The sequence below is a fragment of the Pseudomonas sp. AC136 genome, assembly GCF_979258585.1.
On sequence record NZ_OZ409865.1, the window covers coordinates 5,077,996 to 5,103,416 of the forward strand.

At 63.0% G+C, this 25,421-nt stretch carries 13 protein-coding genes; 8 read left to right on the forward strand and 5 right to left on the reverse strand.

The genetic code is table 11. The annotated features are described in order from the left end of the window. Window positions 1-99: 99 nt before the first annotated feature. Both ACZZZU_RS22790 and ACZZZU_RS22795 read left to right on the forward strand, forming a co-directional pair. Window positions 100-3,210: a multidrug efflux RND transporter permease subunit gene (locus ACZZZU_RS22790; RefSeq protein ID WP_463551879.1), complete on the forward strand. Its 3,111-nt coding sequence runs from the start codon at window positions 100-102 to the stop codon at window positions 3,208-3,210. Next, entirely contained in the window at window positions 3,207-4,664 is a 1,458-nt protein-coding gene (locus tag ACZZZU_RS22795) for an efflux transporter outer membrane subunit (protein WP_463551880.1), read from the forward strand. Before ACZZZU_RS22790 ends, ACZZZU_RS22795 begins: the two co-directional genes overlap by 4 nt. A 198-nt stretch (window positions 4,665-4,862) precedes the next feature. Here the strand turns inward: ACZZZU_RS22795 and ACZZZU_RS22800 are convergent, their stop codons facing one another. Further along, window positions 4,863-5,378 (reverse strand): DUF1993 domain-containing protein, encoded by a 516-nt coding sequence (locus ACZZZU_RS22800; protein WP_463551881.1) that lies wholly within the window; start codon window positions 5,376-5,378, stop codon window positions 4,863-4,865. Window positions 5,379-5,519: 141 nt separating this feature from the next. On the opposite strand from ACZZZU_RS22800, the gene ACZZZU_RS22805 reads away from it, so the two are divergent. Then, window positions 5,520-6,506: a GNAT family N-acetyltransferase gene (locus ACZZZU_RS22805; RefSeq protein ID WP_463551882.1), complete on the forward strand. Its 987-nt coding sequence runs from the start codon at window positions 5,520-5,522 to the stop codon at window positions 6,504-6,506. 61 nt (window positions 6,507-6,567) lie between these two features. Here the strand turns inward: ACZZZU_RS22805 and ACZZZU_RS22810 are convergent, their stop codons facing one another. Further along, entirely contained in the window at window positions 6,568-7,101 is a 534-nt protein-coding gene (locus ACZZZU_RS22810; protein WP_122497040.1) for an RNA polymerase factor sigma-70, read from the reverse strand. A gap of 253 nt (window positions 7,102-7,354) precedes the next feature. Here ACZZZU_RS22810 and ACZZZU_RS22815 point away from each other — a divergent pair, with 253 nt between their 5' ends. The 3 genes from ACZZZU_RS22815 to ACZZZU_RS22825 are packed head-to-tail and all read left to right on the forward strand — an operon-like array spanning window position 7,355 to window position 21,319. After that, window positions 7,355-7,573: an MbtH family protein gene (locus ACZZZU_RS22815; protein ID WP_122497043.1), complete on the forward strand. Its 219-nt coding sequence runs from the start codon at window positions 7,355-7,357 to the stop codon at window positions 7,571-7,573. Between the two features lies 1 nt (window position 7,574). Further along, window positions 7,575-8,333: a thioesterase II family protein gene (locus tag ACZZZU_RS22820; RefSeq protein ID WP_463551883.1), complete on the forward strand. Its 759-nt coding sequence runs from the start codon at window positions 7,575-7,577 to the stop codon at window positions 8,331-8,333. A gap of 53 nt (window positions 8,334-8,386) precedes the next feature. After that, window positions 8,387-21,319: a non-ribosomal peptide synthase/polyketide synthase gene (locus tag ACZZZU_RS22825; RefSeq protein ID WP_463551884.1), complete on the forward strand. Its 12,933-nt coding sequence runs from the start codon at window positions 8,387-8,389 to the stop codon at window positions 21,317-21,319. Window positions 21,320-21,646: 327 nt separating this feature from the next. On the opposite strand, the gene ACZZZU_RS22830 is transcribed toward ACZZZU_RS22825, so the two are convergent. Then, window positions 21,647-22,816 carry an integrase core domain-containing protein gene (locus ACZZZU_RS22830; protein WP_463549367.1) on the reverse strand — a complete coding sequence of 390 codons (1,170 nt, stop codon included), beginning with the start codon at window positions 22,814-22,816 and terminating at the stop codon, window positions 21,647-21,649. Window positions 22,817-22,954: 138 nt separating this feature from the next. Beyond that, a complete protein-coding gene (locus tag ACZZZU_RS22835) occupies window positions 22,955-23,248 on the reverse strand; it encodes a transposase (RefSeq protein WP_463549378.1) in 294 nt (97 codons plus the stop codon). Window positions 23,249-23,346: 98 nt separating this feature from the next. On the opposite strand from ACZZZU_RS22835, the gene ACZZZU_RS22840 reads away from it, so the two are divergent. After that, the gene (locus ACZZZU_RS22840) at window positions 23,347-23,769 is read left to right on the forward strand and encodes a VOC family protein (RefSeq protein ID WP_463551885.1); all 423 of its coding nucleotides are present in this window, start codon (window positions 23,347-23,349) and stop codon (window positions 23,767-23,769) included. Window positions 23,770-23,999: 230 nt separating this feature from the next. Here ACZZZU_RS22840 and ACZZZU_RS22845 read toward each other — a convergent pair whose 3' ends face one another. Beyond that, window positions 24,000-24,374, reverse strand: a complete 375-nt coding sequence (locus ACZZZU_RS22845) for a cupin domain-containing protein (protein WP_463551886.1) — start codon at window positions 24,372-24,374, stop codon at window positions 24,000-24,002. Between the two features lie 101 nt (window positions 24,375-24,475). Between ACZZZU_RS22845 and ACZZZU_RS22850 the strand changes: the two genes are divergently transcribed. Beyond that, a complete protein-coding gene (locus ACZZZU_RS22850) occupies window positions 24,476-25,393 on the forward strand; it encodes a LysR family transcriptional regulator (RefSeq protein WP_463551887.1) in 918 nt (305 codons plus the stop codon). Window positions 25,394-25,421: the final 28 nt, after the last annotated feature.

A 25,421-nucleotide genomic window follows, 5' to 3' on the forward strand; every position in this document is an offset into this window, starting at 1 on the left:
CCGCAAGCGGGCGAGGGGAGACAAGCGCGATGCGGTCTGCTCCCTCTCCCGCGCGCGGGAGAGGGTTGGGGTGAGGGCAAGGCAAACGGTGCTCCCCCAATGAGCATCTCCACCCCCTTCATCCGCCGCCCCGTGGCTACCACGCTGCTCACTCTGGCGCTGCTGTTGGCCGGCTGGCTGTCGTTCAATCTGCTGCCGGTGGCGCCGCTGCCGTCGGTGGATTTTCCGACCATCATGATCAGCGCCTCGTTACCCGGCGCCAGTCCGGAAACCATGGCCACCTCGGTCGCCACGCCTCTGGAACGGGCGCTCGGGCGCATTGCCGGCATCACCGAAATGACCTCCAGCAGCTCGCTGGGCTCGACCACGGTGATCGTGCAGTTCTCCCTGGAGAAAGACATCGACGGTGCCGCCCGAGAAGTGCAGGCCGCCATCAACGCGGCCAGCAGCCTGCTGCCCAGCGGCATGCCGAGCTTGCCGTCGTACCGCAAGGCCAACCCGTCCGACATGCCGGTGATGGTGCTCACGCTTACGTCCGAGAGCTACACCCGTGGCGAAATGTATGACATGGCCTCAACCCTGGTGTCGCCGCGCTTGGCGCAGGTCAAGGGCATTGGCCAGGTCAGCATCGGCGGTAGTTCGTTGCCGGCGGTGCGGGTCGACGTCAATCCGGATGCGCTGAACAAATACGGCATCTCTCTGGACAGCGTGCGCACGGCCATTGCCAACACCAATTCCAACGGCCCGAAAGGCTCCATCGACGGCGCCACGAAGCAATGGCAAGTGGACGCCAATGACCAGCTGCGCAAGGCCAGCGAATACCTGCCGGTGATCGTTCACTACAACGCCGAAACCGGCGCGGCAGTGCGCCTGGGCGATATTGCCGAGGTCAGCAATGCGGTGGAAGACGTGCGCAACGCGGGCTTCTCCGGGCCCAATCCGGCGGTGCTGCTGATCGTCACCCGCCAGCCGGGCGCCAACATTATCGAAGCCACCGACGCCATTCACGCGCTGCTGCCCGAGCTGCAGGAATTGATCGGCCCCAAGGTGCAGTTGTCGGTAATGGACGACCGCAGCCCGAGTATTCGCGCCTCGCTGGATGAAGCGGAAATCACCCTCATCATTTCGGTGCTGCTGGTGATCCTGGTCGTCTATATGTTCCTGCGCAGCCCGCGCGCCACGCTGATTCCCGCCTTGGCGGTGCCGGTGTCGCTGGTGGGCACCTTCGCGGTGATGTACCTGTGCGGCTTCTCGCTGAATAACCTGTCGCTGATGGCGCTGATTGTCGCCACGGGCTTTGTGGTGGACGACGCCATTGTGGTGGTGGAAAACATTGCCCGGCGCATTGAAGAGGGCGAGTCGCCGCTGGAGGCGTCCATTCATGGCGCGCGCGAAGTGGGCTTTACCGTGCTGTCGATGACCTTGTCGTTGGTGGCGGTGTTTATCCCCATTCTGCTGATGGGCGGGATTATTGGTCGGCTGTTCCGCGAGTTTTCCGTGACCTTGTCGGCGGCGATTCTGGTGTCGTTGCTGGTGTCTCTCACCCTCACGCCGATGCTTTGCGCACGTCTGCTCAAAGCCCGCGATAAAAACGCGCCAGTCGCCGAGCCGAAGCTCGAAAGCCAACGCTTCCAGAAACTGATGGCGCGCTATAAGGCCAGCCTGGAATGGGCGCTGGCGCACTCGCGGCTGATGATGGTGATTATGTTCGCCTGCATCGTGCTCAACGTTTACCTGTTCGTGGTGGTGCCCAAGGGCTTTCTGCCGGCGCAGGACTCGGGGCGGTTGCGCGGCTATGCCATCGCCGACCAGAGCATTTCGTTCCAAGGATTGCAGGCGAAAATGGCCAAGTTCCGCGCCATTCTCAGCGCTGATCCGGACATCGAAAACGTGGTGGGCTTTCTCGGCGGTGGGCGCTGGCAGTCGAGCAACACCGGCTCGTTTTTCGTCACCCTGAAACCGATTGGCGAGCGCGACGATGTCGACACCATCCTTGCCCGCTTGCGCCCCAAACTGGCGGAGATTCCCGGCGCCGCGCTGTACCTGAACGCCGGCCAGGACGTGCGCCTGGGCGGGCGTGATAGCAACGCCAGCAACCAATTCACCTTGCGCAGCGACGACCTCACGCTGCTGCGCCAGTGGGCGCCGAAAGTGGAAGCGGCCATGCGCAAGCTGCCGCAAGTGGTGGACCTTAACAGCGACTCGCAAGACAAAGGCGTGCAAAGCCGGCTGGTGGTAGATCGCGACCGCGCCGCCACGCTGGGCGTGAACATGGCGCTGGTCGACGAGGTGCTGAACAACTCGTTTGGCCAACGGCAGATCGCCAATATCTACAACCCGCTGAACCAGTATCACGTGGTCATGGAAGTGGGCTCGAAGTACCAGCAGAGCCCGGAAATTCTGCGCCAGGTGTACGTGCTGGGCAGCGGCGGGCAGAGTGTGCCGCTGGCCGAGTTCAGCTACTTCGAGCCGAGTTCGGCGCCGTTGTCGGTCAACCACCAGGGCCAGTTCGCGGCGATCACGCTGTCGTTCAACCTGGCGCCCGGCGCGCAGATCGGCCCGACCCGCGAAGCGATCATGGCCGCCATCGAACCGCTGCAATTGCCGCTCGACGTGCAAGCCAGCTTCGAAGGCAATGCCGGCGCCGTGCAAGACACGCAAAACAGCATGCCCTGGCTGATCCTGCTGGCGCTGGTGGCGGTGTACATCGTGCTGGGCATTTTGTACGAGAGCTATGTGCACCCGCTGACCATTTTGTCGACGTTGCCGTCGGCTGGCGTTGGCGCGTTGCTGGCGCTGATTTTGTGCCGCAGCGAGCTGAGTTTGATCGCCTTGATCGGCATTATTTTGCTGATCGGCATCGTCAAGAAAAACGCCATTCTGATGATCGATTTTGCCCTGGAAGCCGAGCGGCGCCTGGGCATGAGTCCGCGCGAAGCGATTCTGGAAGCCTGCGTCAAACGCTTCCGGCCGATCATGATGACCACGCTGGCGGCCCTGCTGGGCGCGCTGCCGCTGATTTTCGGCATCGGCGGCGACGCCGGTTTGCGCCGGCCGCTGGGCATCACCATCGTCGGCGGCCTGATCGCCAGCCAATTGCTCACCCTGTACACCACGCCCGTGGTGTACCTGTACCTGGATCGTTTGCGCCACTGGGTTAACCGCCGCAGAGGCGTGCGCACTGATGCTTCGTTGGAGACTTCGTTATGAGCCTGTATTCGCGCAGCCTGTTGCTCGCGGTGGCTGTGGCTGTGGCCGGTTGTGCCGTAGGCCCGGACTATGAGCAGCCAGAAGTGGCCGTGCCTGCTGGCTTCAAATACCAGGCCGGGTGGACCCAGGCCGCGCCCAGCGATGCCTTGAACCGTGGCGCCTGGTGGGAGCTGTACGGCGACCCTACGCTGAACCAGCTGCAACAGCGCCTGGAAACCTCCAACCAGACCCTGGCGCAGGCCGAAGCCCAGTATCGCCAGGCTCAAGCCCTGGCACGCGGCGCGCGCGCTTCGTTCTTTCCAAGCCTGAGCGCCGCCTTCAGCAAAACTCGCTCGGGCCAGGCCACGGGCGGGGGCGGCACGGTGTCGTTGTCTGACGGCTCGACGGTGAGCAGCGGCAGCTCCGGCGGCATCAGCGACAGCTACCAGGCCAGCCTGGGCGTGAGTTGGGAACTCGACCTGTGGGGCAAACTGCGCCGCCAACTGGAATCGGACAGCGCCAGTGCCGCTGCCAGCCAAGCCACCCTGGCTGCAACCAAACTCAGCCAGCAGTCGGAACTGGCGCAGAACTACCTGCAACTGCGGGTGATCGACGCGCAGAAACGCCTGCTCGACGACACCGTCTCGGCCTACGAAAAAGCCTTCAAGCTTGCCGAAAACCAATACCGCGCCGGCATCGTCACCAAGGCCGACGTGGCCCAGGCTCGCACTCAGGTGAAAACCACCCAGGCCCAAGCCATCGACCTGAAATACCAACGCGCGCAACTGGAAAACGCCATCGCCGTGCTGGTGGGTGAACCGCCGTCGAGCTTCCAACTGGCCGAGACAAACGACATTCCAGGCTTGCCGGCTATTCCTGCCAGCGTGCCCTCACAACTGCTACAACGCCGTCCCGACATTGCCTCGGCCGAGCGTGACGTGGTCGCCGCCAACGCGCTTATCGGCGTGAACAAAGCCGCGTACTACCCGGACATCACCCTTAGCGCCAGCGGCGGCTATCGCAACGACAGCCTCTCGCAACTACTGACCACGCCGAACCGCTACTGGTCCATCGGCCCCGACTTTGCGATGACCTTATTCGACGGTGGCCTTATCAGCTCGCGCGTGGAACAGGCCGAAGCCAGCTACGACGCCACCGTGGCGGCGTACCGCCTGAGCGTGCTGACTGGTTTTCGCGAAGTGGAGGACTACCTGGTTCAGCTCGACGTGCTCAAAGAAGAGAACGTGGTGCAGCAGGAAGCGCTCGACTCCGCGCGTGAATCGCTGCGGTTGATGCTCAACCAATACAAAGCGGGAACCGTGGACTTCTCGGATGTGGTTACCGTGCAAACCACCGCGCTGTCGAACGAGCGCACGGTGCTGACGTTGCAGGGCAGTCGTCTGATCGCGAGTGTGCAGCTGATTGCTGCGATGGGCGGGGGGTGGAATGTGCAGCAGTTGGGGGAGAAGGAGTAACAGCTCCCTCGTTGTGTGCACCTGTGGGAGCGGCTTTAGCCGCGATTGGCCGAGCCTGCGTACCCAGATCACAAACCAGCACACCGCCCCGTAGGAGCTAGCTTGCTAGCGAACCCTGGAAACGAAATTCTCGACCTTCGTTTCCAGGGTTCGCCACCAAGGTGGCTCCTACAAAAGCGGACGATCTCAGGGTGCGATTTATGCCTGCGGTTGACCCACATAATCCATCTTGCCCACCTCAACGCCGTTATGACGCAGCAGCGCGTACGCGGTGGTCACGTGGAAGAAGAAGTGTTGCAGCCCGTACGTCAGCAAATACGACTGGCCAGTGAACTTGCGCTCTTTCGGCGTGCCCGGGCGCGTCACGATTTCGCGCTCTTCATTGCCATCGACCTGAGCCGAGGTGAACGTGCCCAGGTACTCGAGGGTTTCTTTCAACAAGGCTTGCAGCTGCTCGAACGTGGTTTCCACGTCGTCATGCTTGGGCACATCCACACCTGCCAAACGCGACGGCACGCCACGGGCGAAGTCGCAGGCGATTTGCACTTGGCGGGTCAGGGGAAACATGTCGGGGAACAGGCGGGCCTGGAGGAGGGCAGCCGGGTCGATATTTTTGGCGCTAGCGTGGGCTTCAGCCTTGCTCAGCACGGCGCTGAGGCTGGTGAGCATTTGCTTGAAAACGGGAACGGATGCGGCGTACAGAGAAATGGTCATGGCAGTCTCCGGTTGAAGGTGGCGCGAGTATACGCGCGCCGGCTTTGTTGCGTGGGCTGATGCAGGCCGTGCGTGCACTTCACCTAAATTTCCTGCGCGTTTCGACGTCACACAGTCACCACCCCTCTGCGCGAGCCTCCCATGATGCACACCCTGCCACTCCCCAACGGCCAATGCCTGCACGGCGACGAAAGCACCGGCTCGTTGCATCTGCAGCTGGATTTACATGAGCCGATTCGCGTGCGCGTTCGCCCTGGTGAGCGGTTGCAGGTAAGCGCCTGTGAAGCCTTGTCAGCGCCGGCGTTGTGGTGGGTCAGCTATTGGCTGTTTGCCCGCGACGAGGCGTGCCAGTCAGTGAGCTGGGTACTCCCCGCAGCGCCGATGGACGCGCTGCACAGCGGCCTGCTGATTCGCGCGGCCGATGGCGCGCTTACCACCGCGCGCACCACGTTTTGGCAACTGGCTGAACCGTGGCTACTGAGCGGGCAAGGCGCCGCGTATCCGCAGCAGATGATCATCAGCGACGGCAAACGCCACCCACGTCGACCGCCAAAGCCGACAGGCGATTTGTACCGGCGTTTCGACGCGCGCTTGGGCAGTTGGATTTCCCTGCGCGCGCTGGATATTGAAACCGACCTTGCGCGCTTCAGCCGCTGGCAGAACAGCCCGCGCGTAGCTGAATTCTGGCAGGAAAGCGGCACGCTGGAGCAGCATCGCCAGTACCTGGAAAAGCTCGACCGCGACCCGCACACGCTGACGCTGATCGGCAGTTTTGACGACCAACCGTTCGCCTATTTCGAAGCCTATTGGGCCAAGGAAGATCGCATCGCGCCCTTCTATTCGGCCGGCGATTACGACCGTGGCATCCACATGCTGGTGGGCGAGGAAAACCATCGCGGGCCGCACAAAGTGGCGAGCTGGTTAACCGCGCTCACGCACTTTCTATTCCTCGACGACCCACGCACCCAGCGCATCGTCGCCGAACCGCGCGCCGACAACGCCCGCATGATCGGCCACATGCACAGCGCCGGATTTCACTGCGAAAAGGAATTCGATTTCCCACACAAACGCGCCGCCCTGATGAGTATCGAGCGCGAGCGGTTTTTTGATCGGTGTGTGTTGCGCTGAAGCGGTGGTGCGTTGATCGCGAAGGGCTTCGCTTAGCGCAGCGAAGCCCAACGAAGCCGGATCAGGCCGCCGCGTCTTTGCTGACTTTGCGGCAATGCACCAACGCATCGCGAATCATGAAATTCACTAACGTCGGCGACACGCCCAATTCCTTGGCGATGTCTTTCTGCGGCACGCCGTGCAGGCGGTACATTTCGAAGGCGTAACGGGTGCGGCTGGGCAACTGGCCGAGGGCGTCGGCGATGTGTTCCAGGGTTGCGTAGTTGATGTGCAGAGCTTCGGGCGAGGCGTTGTGGTTGACCACATTCATGCCTTCTTCTTCGCTGCCGGCGTAGCGCTGTTCGAGCGCGTTTTTGCGGTAATGGTCGATGGCCAGATTGCGCACGATCTGGAAAAGATAGCTCAACTGAGCTTTGAATGACGAGGTGATCTGTGGTGCCGAATGCAGCCTGAAATAGGCGTCTTGCACCACATCTTCTGCGCGTGAACGACAGCCCGTAATGCGCGTGGCCACCTTGACCAAAATCGAGCGGTTATCAACGAATGCTTGGAATAGGGGTGTATCGCACCTGCTTGTGGACAGTTGTTCCGTCATGGAATTCACCTTGCTACCGGGGGCAGTTAAGCGCTTGCAGGAGGCTGCCTGCGAGCGGGGTAACAAACTATGTCCAATGATAATGATTGTCAATTGCGAGAGATAATGATTTCGTCTGGTTGCGAAGCCGTGACCCAAACGTGATGTTTGCATGGCAAAAACACCCGTCGAAATCCGCTAATTATTTTCCGCCGCCGTCCGTTCTCCACTGTGAAGGCCCGCGCAACCGGCACGGGCGCAATGGAGAGCGACCATGGTGTTCGATCGTGATGACGTGATTTTCCAAGTGGTGATCAACGACGAAGAGCAGTACTCGTTGTGGCCCGATTACAAAGCCATTCCTGCCGGCTGGCGCACCGTGGGCATGAGCGGTTTGAAGAAAGAGTGCCTGGCGTACATCGAGCAGCACTGGACCGACATGCGCCCCCTGAGCCTGCGCCAGAAGATGGACCAGGACGCCGTGAGCGCCTGACATGAGCGCGCCCGCCACCTTTCGTTTGCTGTGCCTGCCGTACTCCGGCGCCAGCGCCATGTTCTACCACCGCTGGCGCAAACGGCTGCCCGAATGGCTGCACGTGCAGCCGCTGGAATTGCCCGGCCGCGGCCTGCGCATGGACGAGCCCTTGCAGCGCAATCTCGACGCGCTGATCAACCAACTCGCCGACGAAATTGCGCTCGACCTCGCCGCGCCGTACGCCTTGTTCGGCCACAGCCTCGGCGGCTTGCTGGCCTTTGAACTGGTGCATGCGTTGAAAGCCCGTGGCCTGCCCGAGCCGCTGTGCGTGCTGGTGTCAGCCACCGCCGGCCCGGCGCGCCGTGATGTCAGCGAATACCGCGAGCCCAAGTCCGATGCCGAGCTGGTGGCTAAATTGCGCAGCCTGCAAGGCACGCCCGAAGACGCCCTGGCCAACCAGGAATTGCTCGATCTGATGCTGCCGATTCTGCGCGCCGACTTTCTCGTCGCCGGCAGTTACCAGTACGCCGAGCGCGCGCCGCTGCAAGCGCCGATTCATGTGTTCGGCGGCAAAGACGACAGCATCAGCGTCGATGAATTGCTCGATTGGCAATGCGAAACCGCCAGCGGCTTTTCCCTCGATATGTTCAGTGGCGGCCACTTCTTTTTGCAGAGCCAGGAAGCGCCGTTGCTGCGCTGCATCCGCCGTTACGCCGAGCAACACCTGCTGCGCCATCGCGCGCAACAGACCCGGCCCGTTCCCCGCGTAGCCAGTTAACCGAAACCCCAACGCTCCGTCCGCCGCCCGCCCGATTTCAGCAGGATTCCGTCATGCCTTCGTTCGAACGTCCCCGCACTCTGGTTCACGCTTTGCAACGCCGCGCCGCCGAGCAGCCGCACGCCCTGGCCCTGCGTTTTCTGGACGGCGACGATGGCGAAGGCGTGGTGCTCACCTACGCCGAACTCGACGGGCGCGCGCGTACCATCGCCGCCGCACTGCAAGCGCAAACCAGCCGGGGCGACCGCGCCGTGCTGCTGTTTCCCAGCGGCCCTGATTACGTCGCTGCATTTTTTGGCTGCCTGTACGCGGACGTGATTGCCGTGCCGGCGTATCCGCCCGAGTCGTCGCGCCACCAGCATCAGCTGCGGTTGCTGTCGATTCTGTCCGACGCCGAACCCAGCGTGCTGCTCACCAGCAGCGACGGGCGTGCCACCTTGCAGCACCTCGATAACGCGCCCGCGTTGTTGCTCGTCGACGCCCTCAACCCCGCGCTGGCCGCCCAGTGGCAAGCGCCCGAGCTGGCCGCCGACGACATCGCCTTTTTGCAATACACCTCCGGCTCCACGGCGCTGCCCAAAGGCGTGCAAGTCACCCACGGCAATCTGGTCGCCAACGAGCTGCTGATTCGCCAGGGCTTCGGCATTCAGGCCGACGACGTGATCGTCAGCTGGCTGCCGCTGTACCACGACATGGGCCTGATCGGCGGCCTGCTGCAACCGATCTTCAGCGGCGTGCCGTGCGTGTTGATGTCGCCCAAATCATTCCTCGAACGGCCGCTGCGTTGGCTCGAAGCCATCAGCCGTTACGGCGGCACCGTAAGCGGCGGTCCGGATTTCGCCTACCGCCTATGCAGCGAGCGGGTCAGCGCATCGGCAACTGCTGGCCTCGACCTCAGCCGCTGGCGCGTGGCGTTTTCCGGCTCCGAACCGATCCGTCAGGACAGCCTCGAGCGCTTCGCCGAGAAATTCGCCGCCAGAGGTTTTTCCGCCAGCAGCTACCTCGCCTGCTACGGCCTGGCCGAGGCCACGTTGTATGTCACCAGCGGCACGCGCGGGCAGGGCATCGCCGCCCTGGGCGTGAGCGCTCAGGGGTTGGCGCAACACCGCATAGAACCCGGCGGCGACAGCGTTCTGCTCAGTTGCGGCAGCGTGCGGCCGTTGCACGAGGTGCGCATTGTCGAGCCCGTTAGCGGCACCGGACTGCGCGACAACCAGGTCGGCGAAATCTGGGCCAGCGGCCCGAGCATCGCCCACGGCTACTGGCGCAATCCGCACGCCAGCGCCGAGACATTTATCCAGCAAGACGGCCAAACCTGGCTGCGCACCGGCGACCTCGGCGCCTTGCGCAACGGCGAGCTGTTTGTCAGCGGTCGGCTGAAAGACATGCTTATCGTGCGCGGCCAAAACCTGTACCCGCAGGACATCGAACGCACCGTCGAAACCGAAGTGGCCCACGTGCGCAAAGGGCGGGTGGCGGCGTTTGCCGTGCGCCATAACGGCGAAGAGGGCATCGGCGTCGCCGCCGAAATCGGCCGCAGCGTGCAGAAAAATGTGCCGGCTGACGAGGTAATAAATGACATTCGCCAGGCCGTCGCCGGGGCGTATCAGCAAGCGCCGCAGGCGGTGGTGTTGCTCAACCCCGGCGCCTTGCCGAAAACCTCCAGCGGCAAGTTGCAGCGTTCGGCGTGCGCGCTCGGCCTGGCCGATGGCAGCCTCGACAGCTACGCGCATTTTCCCTCGGCTGAAGCCAAGAAAACGGGCGAAACGCCAGGTGCCGCAGGGCTTGAACAACAGATCGCTGCCGTCTGGGCCGAGCATCTGCACGTACCTAGCGTCAGCGGCGCCGACAACTTTTTCCTGCTCGGCGGCAACTCAATTTCTGCCGCGCAGGTTATGGCTCAGTTGCGTGAACAGCTGGGCATCAACCTGCAATTGCGCGACTTGTTTGAAAGCCCGAACCTTGCTGGCTTTACCCACAACGTGGCCGAACACATCGCCCTCGGCGGCGGCAAAGTCGATGGGATAACCCGGCTATCGCGCAACCAGGATCTGCCGCAATCGCCCGCACAAAATCGCCTGTGGTTCCTCTGGCAACTGAACCCCACCAGCGCCGCCTACAACATTCCAGGCGGCCTGCACCTGCGCGGTGACCTGGATGACCACGCCCTGCACGCCAGCTTTGCGCGCTTGATTCAGCGTCACGAAGCGCTGCGCACGGTGTTCCTCGAACGCGACGGCCAGGCCCTACAACGGGTGCAGCCCGACGCCGCGCTGCACATACGCGAAATCGACCTGCGCCACCTAAGCGGAGCTGCGCAAACCGAGCAGGCAGAACGCGAACGTGAGCAGGAAGCCAGCGCGCCGTTCGACCTCACCACCGGCCCGCTGCTGCGCGTAACGCTGCTGCGCCTGGCTGACGATGAGCAGCAGTTGCTGGTAACCCTGCACCACATCGTGGCCGACGGTTGGTCGCTGAATATTCTGCTCGACGAATTTGCCCGCCTGTACGCCGAAGCCTGCGGCGGCCAGCCGGCCGACTTGCCGGTGCTGCCGCTGGGCTACGCCGACTTCGCCAGTTGGCAGCGCCAGTGGCTGGCGGACGGAGAAGGGCAGCGCCAGCTCGACTATTGGACTGCGCACCTGGCCGATGAGGCGCCGGCCCTGCAATTGCCCCTCGACCAACCCCGCAGCCACCAGCGCCGCCACAGTGCCGCGCGTTATCGCTTCAAGCTGGACGACGCCCTGAGCCAGCGCCTGCGCCAGGTCGCCAACGGCCAGAACGCCACGCTGTTTATGCTGCTGCTCGCCAGTTTCCAAACCCTGCTGCTGCGTCATACCGGGCAAACCGACGTGCGCATCGGCGTGCCCGGCGCCAACCGTCAGCGCCTGGAAACCCAGGGTTTGCTCGGCTTCTTTATCAACACGCTGGTGCTGCGCGCCCAGCTCGACCCCCGCCAGCGCTTCACCGACGTGCTGGAAAACACCCGCGCCGCCACCTTGCACGCACAAGCCAATCAAGACGTGCCGTTCGATCAGGTGGTGCACGCCCTCGGTGGCGAAACGCCGTTTCAGGTGATGTTCAACCACCAGCAGCGCGACCTCGGCAGCCTGCGTCGGCTGCCCGGTTTGCTCGCCCAGGAACTGCCGTGGCATAGCCGCGAAGCCAAGTTCGACTTGCAACTGCACAGCGAAGAAGACGCCCGTGGAAGGCTGACGTTGTCATTCGACTACGCCGATGAGTTGTTCAACGCTGCCAGCATCGAGCGCCTCGCCGAGCGTTTCGTCAGCCTGTTGCAGCAGGTGGCGGAGCAGCCGGACATCAACCTCGGCGCGTTGGAAATAATCAGCGCCGCCGAACAGCAGCAACTGGCCGAGTGGAGTCGTGCGCCGATGCCGACAGCTCAGCATTTGCTGCCCGAATGGCTGGCGCACTACAACGCCGAGCACACGGCGCTGCTCTGGCAAAACGGCAGCCTGAGTTACGCCGACTTGCACGCCCAGGCCAACCGCCTGGCCCACAGGTTGCGCGGCCTTGGCGTCGGCCCGGATGTGTGCGTCGCCATTGCCGCCGAACGCTCGCCGCAGTTGCTGATCGGCTTGCTGGCGATCATCAAAGCCGGCGGCGCCTATGTGCCGCTGGATGCCGATTATCCGGCCGAGCGCCTGGCGTTCATGCTCCACGACAGCGGCGCGAAGCTGCTGCTCACGCAACGTCACCTCGCGCAAACCCTGGCCGTGCCGAGCGGCATTCAAGTGCTGGAGCTGGACGCCCTGGAGGAGGACAGCGAACCCTGCGCCGCGCCGGTGTCGGGCGTGCGCGGTGACAACCTGGCCTATGTGATTTACACCTCCGGTTCCACCGGCCAGCCCAAGGGCGTCGGCGTTACCCACGCAGCGCTGGCCGAGCGCCTGAACTGGATGCAACGCACCTACGCGCTGGATGCCTGCGATGTGCTGATGCAAAAGGCGCCGGTGAGTTTCGATGTATCGGTGTGGGAATGCTTCTGGCCGCTGATTACTGGCGCCCGCTTGCTGCTGGCCGCGCCCGGCGAGCACCGCGATCCTCAGCGCCTGGTGCAGCTGGTGCGCGAGTTTGGCGTGACCACCGTGCACTTCGTGCCGCCGCTGCTGCAGCTGTTTGTGCAGGAGCCGGATGTGACGCAGTGCACCAGCCTGCGCCGACTGTTCAGCGGTGGCGAAGCCTTGCCCGCTGCCTTGCGTGACCGCGTCTTGGCGGCGTTGCCACAGGTGGCGTTGCACAACCGCTACGGCCCGACCGAAACCGCTATCAACGTCACCCATTGGCACTGCCAGATCGGCGACGGCGAGCGCTCGCCCATCGGCCGGCCGTTGGGCAATGTGCGTTGCCATGTGCTGGATGCCGAGCTGCAACCGGTGCCCGTCGGCGTTGCCGGCGAGCTGTGCATTGGTGGCGCCGGCCTGGCCCGTGGTTACCTCGGGCGCCCGGGGCTGACGGCCGAGCGCTTTGTCGCCGATTCGCTGGGCGAGCCCGGCGCGCGTTTGTACCGCACCGGCGACCAGGCGCGCTGGGTTGCCGATGGCGCGCTGGAGTATTTGGGCCGTCTTGACCAGCAAGTGAAGCTGCGCGGTTTTCGCATCGAACCGGAAGAAATTCAGGCACGGCTGCTGGCCGAGGCTGGCGTTGGGCAGGCCGTGGTGCTGATTCGCGACGGCCATGCCGGCGCGCAACTGGTCGGCTATTACACCGGCACCACGGCTGAAAACGAGGCCGAACAATCCGCCCGGTTGCTCGCCGCGCTGGTCGCGCAATTGCCGGACTATATGGTGCCGGCGCACCTGCTGCGTCTGGAAAAAATGCCCCTGAACCCGGCAGGCAAACTCGATCGCCAAGCGCTGCCCGAACCCGTCGTACAGCAGCGTCAACACATCGAGCCGAGCACACCGTTGCAGGTGCAGGTCGCCGCCATCTGGCGCGAGGTGCTGGGGCTTGAGCAGGTTGGCCTTGCCGATGATTTCTTCGAGCTGGGCGGCCATTCTCTGGTGGCCACGCAAATCGTTTCCCGCGTGCGCCAGGCCTGCGACGTCGAGCTGCCGCTGCGTGCCTTGTTTGAAGCCAGCACGCTGGCAGGTTTCAGTGCGCAGGTTGCGGCGGTACAGGCGAGCGGGCAGCGCAACAGCCAGCAGGCCATCGCCATCGTCGACCGCACGCAGCCGCAGCCGCTGTCCTATTCGCAGCAGCGCATGTGGTTTCTCTGGCAACTGGAACCGGACAGCCCGGCGTACAACGTCGGCGGCCTGGCAAGGTTTAGTGGGGCGCTAGACGTCGAGTGTTTCGAGGCGGCCTTGCAGGCGCTGATCGAACGTCACGAAACCCTGCGCACCACCTTCCCGAGCACCGACGGCATCGCTCGTCAGCAGGTTTCGCCGCAGTCCAACCTGCGCCTGGGTTGGCAGGATTTCTCCGCGCTCGACGCCGCCGAGCGCACCCAGCGCTTGCAGCACTTCGCCGACACCGATGCCCACCAGCCCTTCAATCTGGAAACCGGACCGCTGCTACGCGCCACGCTGATCAAGTGCGCTGCGCACGAGCATTACCTGGCGCTGACGCTGCACCACATCGCCACGGAAGGCTGGGCGATGGATATTTTTGCCCGCGAACTGGCAGCGTTGTACGAGGCTTTTGTGCAGGGAAACGAGTCGCCACTGGCGCCGCTGCCGGTGCAATACCTCGACTACAGCCAGTGGCAGCGCCAGTGGATGGAAGGGGGCGAGCGGGACCGTCAGCTCAGCTATTGGAAAGCCCAACTCGGCCACGAACACCCCGTGCTCGAATTGCCCAGCGACCGTCCGCGACCGGCGCGGCAAAGTCATCGCGGCGAGTTGTACCGCTTCGATCTCGCGCCGGAGCTGGCCCAGCGCCTGCGCGCGTTCAATGCCGCCCATGGCCTGACGCTGTTTATGACCATGACCGCCGCTCTGGCCACGTTGCTGCACCGCTACAGCGGGCAAACCGACCTGCGCATTGGCGCGCCGGTGGCCAACCGTATTCGCCCGGAAAGTGAAGGGCTGATTGGCGCCTTTCTCAATACCCAAGTGCTGCGCTGCCAAGTGGATGGGCAACTGAGCGTGGCGCAATTGCTGGAACAGGTGCGCCACACGGTGATTGATGGCCAGTCGCACCAAGACCTGCCATTCGATCACCTGGTCGACGCTCTGCAACCGCCTCGCAGCGCCGCCTATAACCCGCTGTTCCAAGTGATGTGCAACGTGCAGCGCTGGGAATTCCAGCAAACCCGCACGCTGGCCGGCATGACGGTGGAATACCTCGCCAACGATGCGCGGGCGACCAAGTTCGACCTCAACCTGGAAGTCACCGACCTCGACCATCGCCTGGGTTGCTGCTTCACCTACAGCTGCGATTTGTTCGACGCGCCGCGCATCGCGCGCATGGCCGAGCATCTGGTCAATCTGTTGCAGGCCATGCTCGTTCAACCCCAGCAACGGCTCGCCGAATTGCCGCTGCTGTCGGCGGCCGAGCAGCACGCACTGCTAGACAATCTCGGGGAAGAACCCGGTGAGCACACGCTGGACGCCACCGTGCATCAACGGTTCGCCGCGCAAGCCGCCGCCACGCCAGACGCGCGGGCGCTGACCGTGGGCGAACACACGCTGACTTACGCCGAACTCGACGCCCAGGCCAACCGCCTGGCCCACTGGCTGCGCGCCAGTGGCGTCGGCCCGGAAGTGCGGGTTGGCCTGGCCTTGCCGCGTTCTACCGACTTGGTCGTCGGCCTGCTGGCCATTCTCAAAGCCGGCGGCGCCTATGTGCCGCTCGATCCGGAATACCCGCCGGAGCGCCTGCAGTTCATGGTCGAAGACAGCGGCGTTGCGCTGCTGCTCGGTCACGCCGAATGGCTGGCAAGCCTTGGCGATTTGCCAGGCAACGTGGTGCTCGGTTGTGTGGATGAACTCAACCTCGCTGATTATCCCAGCCATGCGCCGGCCGACCTCAGCTCGCCGCTGCATCAGGCGTATCTGATTTACACCTCCGGCTCCACCGGCAAGCCCAAAGGCGTCGCCGTCAGTCACGGTGAAATCGCCCTGCACTGCCGCGCCGTGATTGCCCACTTCGGGATGCGCAGCGACGACTGCGAGCTGCACGTGTATTCCATCAACTTCGACGCCGCCAGCGAGCGCCTGCTGACGCCGCTGCTGTGTGGCGCCGAAGTGGTGCTGCGGGCGCAGGGCCAGTGGGGCGCGGAGGAAATCTGCACGCTGATCCGCCAGCACCGCGTCACCATCCTCGGCTTCACCCCCAGCTACGGCAGCCAGTTGGCGCAATGGCTGGCCAGCCGTGGCGAACAGCTGCCGGTGCGCCTGTGCATTACCGGCGGCGAGGCGCTGACCGGCGAGCACCTGCACCGCATCCGCGCAGGTTTCGCGCCCGCGCAGTTCTTCAACGCCTATGGGCCGACGGAAACGGTGGTGATGCCGCTCGCCAGCCTGGCGCCGGAGCACCTGCCCGAAGGCGCCAGCAGCGTAGCGATTGGCCGCGTTGTGGGCGCGCGTACTGCTTATGTGCTGGACGCTGATCTGGCGCTGGTGCCGCCCGGTTCCACCGGCGAGCTGTATATCGGTGGCGCCGGCCTGGCCCGTGGTTATCACGCGCGGCCGGCGCTGACTGCCGAGCGTTTCGTGCCCAACCCGTTTGCCAACAGTTGCGCAGGCGGGCGCTTGTACCGCACCGGCGACTTGGTGCGCCAACGCGCCGATGGGCAACTGGAATACGTCGGCCGTATCGACCAACAAGTGAAGGTGCGCGGCTTTCGTATCGAACTGGGCGAGATCGAAGCGCGCCTGCTCGAACACCGCGAGGTCACCGAGTGTGTGGTGCTGGCGCTGGATGGCCCCAGCGGCAAACAGCTGGTCGCCTATATCGGCACCGGCTTGGCAGATGCCGACAGCGAACACCAGCAAACCCTGCGCGACAGCCTCAAAGCTCACCTGCTGGCGCAACTGCCGGACCACATGCTGCCGACCTTCACCGTGCTGCTGCCGAGCCTGCCGCTGACCGCCAACGGCAAGGTCGAACGCCGCGCCTTGCCCGCGCCCGACCTGGAACAAAACCGTCAGCAGTTCGTAGCCCCACGCAGCGCCATGGAACAGCGCCTGGCAGCGATCTGGCGCGACGTGCTCAACGTGCAGCAAGTGGGCCTGGCGGATAACTTTTTCGAATTGGGCGGCGACTCGATCTTGTCCATTCAAGTGGTCAGCCGCGCACGTCAACAAGGCATCCACTTCAGCCCGCGCGACCTGTTCCAGCACCAGACCGTGCAAGCGCTCGCTAGCGTCGCCACGCATCAGCAACAGGTGCTGAGCGAGCAGGGCGCCTTGACCGGTGAGGCTGCACTCACGCCCATTCAGCACTGGTTCTTCGGTCGCGACATGGCCGAGCGCAACCACTGGAACCAGGCGCTGGTGCTGCACGCGCAGCAGCCTCTGGATGCCGACCTGATGCAGCGCAGCCTGCAGCGTGTGGTGCAGCAGCACGACGCCTTGCGCCTGCGCTTTGTTTTCGGCGACGGTCAATGGCGCGCCAGTTACAGCGAGCAGGTCGAGGCCCCGTCGTTGCTCTGGCAGACCAGCGCGGAGCAGGCTCAAGCGTTGTTTGAAAGCGCTCAGCGCAGCCTCGATCTCGAACACGGCCCGCTGCTGCGTGCCGTTCTGGTGGACGGGCAAAAACTGCTGCTGGCGATTCATCACACGGTGGTCGATGGCGTGTCGTGGCGCGTGCTGCTCGATGATTTGCAATCGGCTTATGAGCAGTTGCTAAGCGGCAAAACAGAACCGCAACTGCCGGCCAAAACCAGCGCCATGGGCGAATGGGCCGCGCGCCTCGGCGCTTATGCCAGCAGCGAGTCGCTGCGCGAAGAACTGCGCTGGTGGCAGCGGCAAGTGGGCGGGCAGGGCGGTGATTTGCCCGGCGTTCGCCGCGCGGGCAGCAACCTTGAACGCGATGCCGAAACCGTCACCGTGCGCCTGAGTGCCGAACGCACCGGCCAGTTGCTGACGCAGGCGCCCGCGGCCTATCGCACCCAGGTCAACGACCTGCTGCTGACCGCGCTCAGCCGCGTGCTGTGCCACTGGACCGGGCAGGCCTCGGCGCTGATTCAACTCGAAGGCCACGGCCGCGAAGCGCTGTTCGACGACCACGACCTAACCCGCAGCGTCGGCTGGTTTACCAGCGCTTATCCGCTGCGCATCGACCATCACGTCGACCTCGCCACCGCCATCAAAGCCACCAAGGAACACCTGCGCAGCGTGCCGCACAAAGGCCTGGGCTATGGCGTATTGCGTTACCTCGCCGATTCCGTCAGCCGCGCCGCCATTAGCGAGTTGCCCGAAGCCAGGGTCACCTTCAACTACCTTGGCCAGCTTGATGCCGGCGCCGATGGCCTGTTCACCTTGCTGCAAGACAGCCCCGGCGCTATCCACAGCGCGCTGGCGCCACTGGCCAACGAGCTGAGCATCGACGGCCAGGTGCACAACGGTGAGCTGCACGTGCGCTGGACCTTCAGTCGCGAACGCTACGACGCCAGCGCGGTTCAGGAGTTGGCCGAGGCGCTGATCGTCGAGCTGCACGGCGTCATCGACCATTGCCTGCACGCCGGCAAGGGCGGCTTTACGCCGTCCGACTTCCCGCTCGCGCACCTGAGCCAACACCAACTCGACAATCTGCCCGTGCCGGTCACAGACATCGACGACCTGTACCCGCTCACGCCCATGCAGGAAGGGCTGCTGCTGCACACGCTGCTGGAACCGGGCACCGGCATCTATTACATGCAAGACCGCTACCGCATCAACAGCACGCTGGACCCCGAGCGTTTCGCCTGTGCCTGGCAGGCCGTGGTCGCGCGCCATGAAGCGCTACGCGCCTCGTTCGCCTGGAACGCCGGCGAGGCCATGCTGCAGATCATCCACAAACCCGGCGCCGCCGACCTGGAGCTGCTCGACTGGAGCGCCGTGCCCGAACACGAGCATGAAGCGCGCCTGCAAGCCCTGCACAAACGCGAGCGCGAAGCGGGCTTCGACTTGCTCAACCGTCCGCCCTTCCACCTGCGCCTGATCAAGCTGGCCGAGCAGCGCTACTGGTTCATGATGAGCAACCACCACATTCTCATCGACGCCTGGTGCCGGGGCTTGCTGATGAGTGACTTCTTTGAAATCTACAGCGCCCTGGGCGAACAGCGCGCGCCGCAATTGCCCGACGCGCCGCGTTATCGCGACTACATCAGCTGGCTGCAACGCCAGGACCTCAACCAGGCGCGCCAGTGGTGGCAACGCAACCTGGCCGGCTTCGAGCGCCGCACCTACATCCCCAGCGACCGGCCCATCGTTCAGGACCACAGCGGCGACAGTGGCGGCATGGTCGTTGGCGACTGCTACACCCGATTGCAACCGAGCGAAGGCGCGCACGTGCGCGAGTTGGCGCAGCGTCATCAGCTCACCGTCAACACCTTCGCCCAAGCCGCCTGGGCGCTGGTGTTGCGCCGTTACAGCGGCGAGCGCGACGTGCTGTTTGGCGTGACGGTGGCCGGTCGCCCGGTCGGCATGCCCGCCATGCAGCGCACCGTCGGGCTGTTCATCAACAGCGTGGCCCTGCGGGTGAAACTGCCGGCCGCCGGGGAAAAGCGCAGCGTGCGCGACTGGCTGCACGGCTTGTTCGCCAGCAACATGGACCTGCGCGAGCACGAATACCTGCCGCTGGTGGCAATTCAGGAATGCAGCGAATTGCCCAAAGGCCAGCCGCTGTTCGACAGCCTGTTCGTGTTCGAAAACGCCCCGGTGGAAACCACCGTGCTCGACCAGGCGCAAAGCCTGAACGCCACCTCCGACTCGGGCCGCACGCACACCAACTTCCCGCTGACGGTGGTGTGCTATCCGGGCGACGACCTGGGCCTGCACCTGTCCTACGACCAGCGCTACTTCGACGTGGCAACCATCGAACGCCTGCTCGCCGAATTCAAACGGCTGCTGCTGGCCCTGGCTGAGCATTTCCACGGCGACATGGCCGAGCTGCCCTTACTGGGCGAAAGCGAGCGGCGCTTGCTGACTGTCGACTGCAACAACAGCGAGCGCGCCTATCCGCTGGAGCAAGGCTACGCACGGCTGTTCGAAACGCAGGTGGCCGCCGCGCCGCAGCGCGTCGTCGCCAGTTGCCTGGATCAGCAATGGACCTATGAACAATTGAATGGGCGAGCCAACCGTCTCGGCCACGCCTTGATTGCTGCCGGCGTGCGCCTCGACCAGCCGGTAGCGCTGCTGGCCGAGCGGAGCCTGGAACTGCTGGGCATGATCGTCGGCAGCTTCAAAGCCGGCGCCGGCTACCTGCCGCTGGACCCCAGCCACCCCGTGCAACGGCTGACGCGGATCATCGAACTGAGCCGCACGCCGGTACTGGTGTGCACCCGCGCGTGCCGCGAGCAGGCGATGACCCTGCTGGAAGAACTCGGCTGCGGCAGCCGTCCGCGTCTGCTGGTGTGGGAAGACGTACAAGAAAGCCAGTGGCCGCTCGACAACCCTGGCGTCTACAGCGCGCCAAACAACCTGGCCTACGTGATCTACACCTCGGGCTCCACCGGTTTGCCCAAAGGCGTGATGGTCGAGCAGGCCGGCATGCTCAACAACCAACTGAGCAAAGTGCCGTACCTGAACCTCGGCAGCGACGACGTGATCGCGCAAACCGCCTCGCAAAGCTTCGACATTTCCGTCTGGCAATTCCTCGCCGCGCCGCTGTTTGGCGCGCGCGTGGCCATCGTGCCCAACACCATCGCCCACGACCCACAGGCGCTGCTCGCGCATGTCGCCGAGCAGCACATCAGCGTGCTGGAAAGCGTGCCGTCGCTGATCCAGGGCATGCTTGCCGAAGACATCGCCCAGCCGCTCGAAAACCTGCGCTGGATGCTGCCCACCGGCGAAGCGATGCCACCGGAACTGGCGCGCCAATGGCTGCAACGCTACCCCAACGTCGGCCTGGTAAACGCCTACGGGCCGGCCGAGTGTTCGGATGACGTCGCGTTTTTCCGCGTGGACCAGGCGTCTACCCAAAGCACCTACCTGCCCATCGGCAGCCCCACCGACAACAACCGCCTGTACCTGCTGGACGACGCCCTCGAACTGGTGCCGCTCGGTGCGGTAGGCGAACTGTGCATCGCCGGCACGGGCGTCGGGCGCGGCTACGTCGGCGACCCCCAGCGCACCGCCCAGGCCTTCGTGCCCAACCCCTTTGCCACGGGCGAGCGCCTATACCGCAGCGGCGACCTGGCCCGTCGTCGGGCCGACGGCGTGCTGGAATATGTCGGGCGTATCGACCATCAAGTGAAAATTCGCGGCTTCCGTATCGAACTCGGCGAAATCGAAGCGCGGCTGCATGAACAGGCCGACGTACGAGATGCTGCCGTCGCCGTGCAGGAAGGTCCGACTGGCAAATACCTGGTCGGCTATCTCGTGGCGACTGCGCCCGTGCATGACCCCGCTGCGTGGTTCGACCCGATCAAACAACGCCTACGCGCCGACCTGCCGGACTACATGGTGCCGCTGCACTGGCAACTGCTCGACCGCCTGCCACTCAACGCCAACGGCAAACTCGACCGCAACGCCTTGCCGGCTCTGGAGCTTGGGCTTGCACCGAACCAACACTACGTCGCACCGCGTACCGACCTTGAAAGGCAACTGGCCGACATCTGGGCACAGGTGCTGAAGCTTGAGCGAGTCGGCGTGCACGACAACTTCTTCGAACTGGGCGGGCACTCCCTGCTCGCCACACAAATCGCCTCACGGATGCAAACCGTGCTGCAACGCAACGTGCCGCTGCGGGCCATGTTCGAATGCAGCTCGGTGGCCGAGTTGGCCGAATACGTGGAAGGGCTGGACAGCCAGGCCGTGGTGGAACAGAAGGCCGAGCGGGTGAGTGATTTGATGGCGCGGTTTGAAGCGATGTAGATCAAGAGCATCGCGGCTAAAGCCGCTCCTACAGTAGCCACGTAAAACTGTGGGAGCGGCTTCAGCCGCGAGTTTTTGATGTTGCTCTACAGCTTTTGACCTGGCTTTTGATCTGGCTTGTGATCTACCCGCCCCATTCATCGCAGGCCGAGTGGAGTCGACGCGTAGGGGGTTGAGCGGCCGGGAGCCGCGAAAGGAACATCGGGCCATGGATGGCCCGTTGTGACGGCCCCCGGAGCGGCGACGGAGGGAGGGAAGTCGGAGCGCAGCGGAGACCCAAGGTAGGGGCATGTACGAGACAACCACATGGGTAACAAAAGTGTTCAATCACATGGGTGACACTTTCAAGGATAGATACCCATCCTTCTGCTCCCTTTCGTCCAGCCTACCTATCACAACCGGGCCGAAATGAACGGCCCAAAGATCATCGCCAATTTGCTCCAGCCCAATTAGTTCGTGCCTTAAAAGATACCCCACATAAATGCGCATACCGTGGCGATTGATGATCCCGCTGCAGTCGGCCCGGTGCGGTTCGACATAGCCAGGATATGTCGGCTCCGGCAAGCGTTCCGGGTATGGCCGTGGCGAATTCTGGTAATGGGTTTTGGGCGTGCTCTGGTTTAGCGCTTCGTGCGGCCGCTGCTCATTGTAATTATGACGAAACAGGTCGAACTGCCTTTGCTGCTCCGCCATATGCGCAGAACAGGGGTGAGTGACGGCCCGTTTCAGCGTCCGATGCATACGTTCGTGGCGCCCATTCTGTTCGGGGCGGCCAGGTGCTATTCGTTCAGGAATGATGCCCAGCCGTAGCCACCAAATGGAGAGTTGGCTTAGACCTGTTTTGCCAGCGCTAGCGAAGGGGGTGCCGTTGTCTGTTCGCAGGCGCGAAGGTAATCCGTAGCAGCGAAACAAATCTTCGAAAGCCGACTTGGTCTCCTTTAGCCGTGTGCCGGACATGCCTTCGCAAGCCAGCAGAAAACGACTGGCGTGATCCATCACCGTCAACGGATAACACCACTTCCCGTCCTGAGTCAGGAACTGACCTTTGTAGTCGGCGCTCCAGAGTTCATTAGGTTCGTTGGTCGATTTAAGCGGCTTTGGATAGCTAGGTACCCGCTTACGAAGCCGGCGGGGCGTGACCAATCCCGCCTGTTTGAGGATGCTGTAGATCGTGGTCCGGGAAGGACTTTGCCCAGGATATCGCTGCTCCACGAGTGCCTGGATCTTCTTCGGCCCCAGTTCAACCGCAGATCGGCGCCTTAGATCAAGGATGTACTCGCGGATAACAAATGGCGTGCACACCTGTTCGCGACGCCGCCGACTTTGCTCAGCCAACCCCTCCATGCCGGCTAAGTTGTAGCGTTCCACCCACTTGTAGCCGGTCTTTCGACTGATGCCGAAGTGCTCGCACAACGCAGTGAAGCTGCTGACCTGCCTGAGGTAATCAGCAATGAACAACACTTTCTCGTCCATAGGTTTCAGTTCTCGCCACGGCATGAGGGCACCCTCCTGAGGGAGACCCCATTAGGTTAAAAACTGTTACCCATGTGGTTGAACTGATTTGTTACCTATGTGGGTGAGTCGTACCCATCTTGCGTACCGAGCAAGTCTTTTGGCTTCTGATCCAGGCGTACTTCACGACAGCTCTCGCGCAAAGTACGCCGCCGCCTTTTTTAGAATCTCGTTCTCTTCCTTGAGCCGCGCGTTCTCACGTTTCAAGGTGCTTAGCTCATCGCTGCTGGCTTTCGGTCGCCCACTGCCTTGGAACGCTTGATCGCCCTTGTCTTGCATGTCTTGGGCCCATTTGTAGAGCCGGTTGCGTGGGATGCCTAACTCGCGAGCGACGACGGCGGCTGGCTTGCCGGATGTCTTCAAAAGACGGACAGCTTCGCGCTTGAACTCTGCTGTGAACCGATTACGTTGTTCCACCAAACACCTCCTCGGGGATTGCCCCCTTTCATGGGTGTCCGAAATATCGGGGGTGGTTCAATCTGTCCCCTTTGTTGCTCTTACTTTCCGGAACGCATATGCAACCTAGAATCTCAGTCATCACCCTCGGTGTCGACGATTTGGACAGTGCCGTGGCTTTCTACCGAGACGGCCTAGGACTGCCGACCAACGGAATAGTCGGCACAGAATTTATCAACGGCGCCGTCGCGTTCTTCGACTTGCAAGGCGGGCTCAAACTGGCACTGTGGCCTCGCTCCAGCCTGGCTGCTGACACGGGACTTCCGCATAGGGCCGGCGGTCTTTCTCAATTCGCCCTTGGTCACAACGTATCTTCAAAAGCGGACGTCGACGCGGTGATGCAACGGGCCACCGAGGCTGGCGCCACGCTGGTAAAAGCAGCGCAAGACACCTTCTACGGGGGTTACGCTGGCTATTTTATGGACCCAGACGAACATCTGTGGGAGGTGGTTTTTAACCCTCAGATGATGCCGAAAGATTAAGCGGCGAGCCCGCTTACGAATTTCCGCTTCTGGCCGGAAGCTGCCGGTCGCAGACGGCCGCAGACGGCCGCAGACGGCCGCAATCGGCCAAAAGCGGAGGCTTAGCGCAGAAAATCTGTCCCCTTTTTACTAATCGACAGGCAGCCTTCGACCAAAATCCGACGTTTCGAATGAGCAAATTGAATCTGCGCTCTGCCCAATCAAAAACGCGTTTTTGAAGACGACGTCCCTCATCTCAGTTGGCGCTCGATGGGTACGGTCCGGGCGCTGACTTCCTCTCCCGTATGACGCGTGGTGACGGTTTCGATCAACACAATGCCGCATTCTTCGGACGCTACCGGGTTGTGACGAACACCCTTTGGAATCACGAAAAATTCGCCGGGCTGCAGAGTGATGTCGCGGTCTTCCAGCTGAATAGTCAGCGTCCCGTAGACCACCATGAACATCTCATCTTCATCCGCGTGGGCGTGCCACATCAGCTCGCCTTTGAGCTTGGCCACTTTGATGTACTGGTCGTTGACCTGGCCAATAACCTGCGGACACCAATGCTCGGTGACGTTGGCCAAAGCTGCTTCGATGTTGGTGCTGCTGCCGCTGAGCATCATGAATAAGACTCCAAAAAAGGAGCCCCACCATACGTGCGCAGCGCGACGCCCCGTATCGAATGTTTATAATAAGGCCATTAGCAACCCTAATGGATGCCGGCATGCCCGCACCTCTCCGTACCGTCGATTTAGTGCTCGTTCGCAGCTTTGTCACCATCGCTGAAACAGGCAGCATCAGCGCCGCCGCTCGCCAGTTGCATCTGACGCAAGGCGGTATCAGTCAGCAGATCAAACGGCTCGAAAGCTTCTTTGGATGTCAGCTTTTCGAACGAGACTCCAGCGGCGCGAGGCTGACAAATCGCGGCCTGCACTTCTTACCCAACGCGCGGCGTCTGCTCGACCTCAACGACAGCCTGTGCCGCGAAATGATCGGCGCAAGCGTGCCGGAGACGGTCAAGGTGGGCGTGCCACATGACATGGCCGGATCGCATTTTGCGGACGTTCTAAAAGCCTTTGCCGCCAGGCATCCCGACGTCGAAGTCATTGTTGTGCCTGGCTCATCGTTCGAGCTGATGAATGCTTTCTCTAAGGGGCAGATCGATTTGACGGTCAGCCAGTGCCTGGCGAACGAAGCGGTCGGCGAGCGCCTGTCTGTGGAGTCGCTGGTCTGGATAGGCGGCTTACAAGAGCCGGTTAGCCAACGACCCTTGCCGCTATGTTTCATCACGCCGACCTGCGCGTTTCGCCGTCCCGTGTTTTCACTGCTAGGCGAATCCAGCATCAGCTGGCGCGTGATATTCGAAAACTCCTCGGTTGAAACCACTCTCGCCACGGTAAAAAGCGGCCTGGCACTGACGCCGTGGCTTCGCTCGCTTGTACCGGATGATTTTCAGGTGCTGGGCGATGATTCAGGACTGCCGAAGTTGCCAGATTTCGCGGTCGAGCTTCATGTTTCGCAGGGCGCTGCCCAGGGAGCATTGGATATGGCGGAGATCATTCGTACGCAGTTGTCTTGCTCGACGCGTGAGGGGGGTGTTTTTGCGAACGCTGGGGAGTGCTTCAGTCGCGATGACTTTTGATTTTTTGGGGGACGTGGAGGCAGCCCTC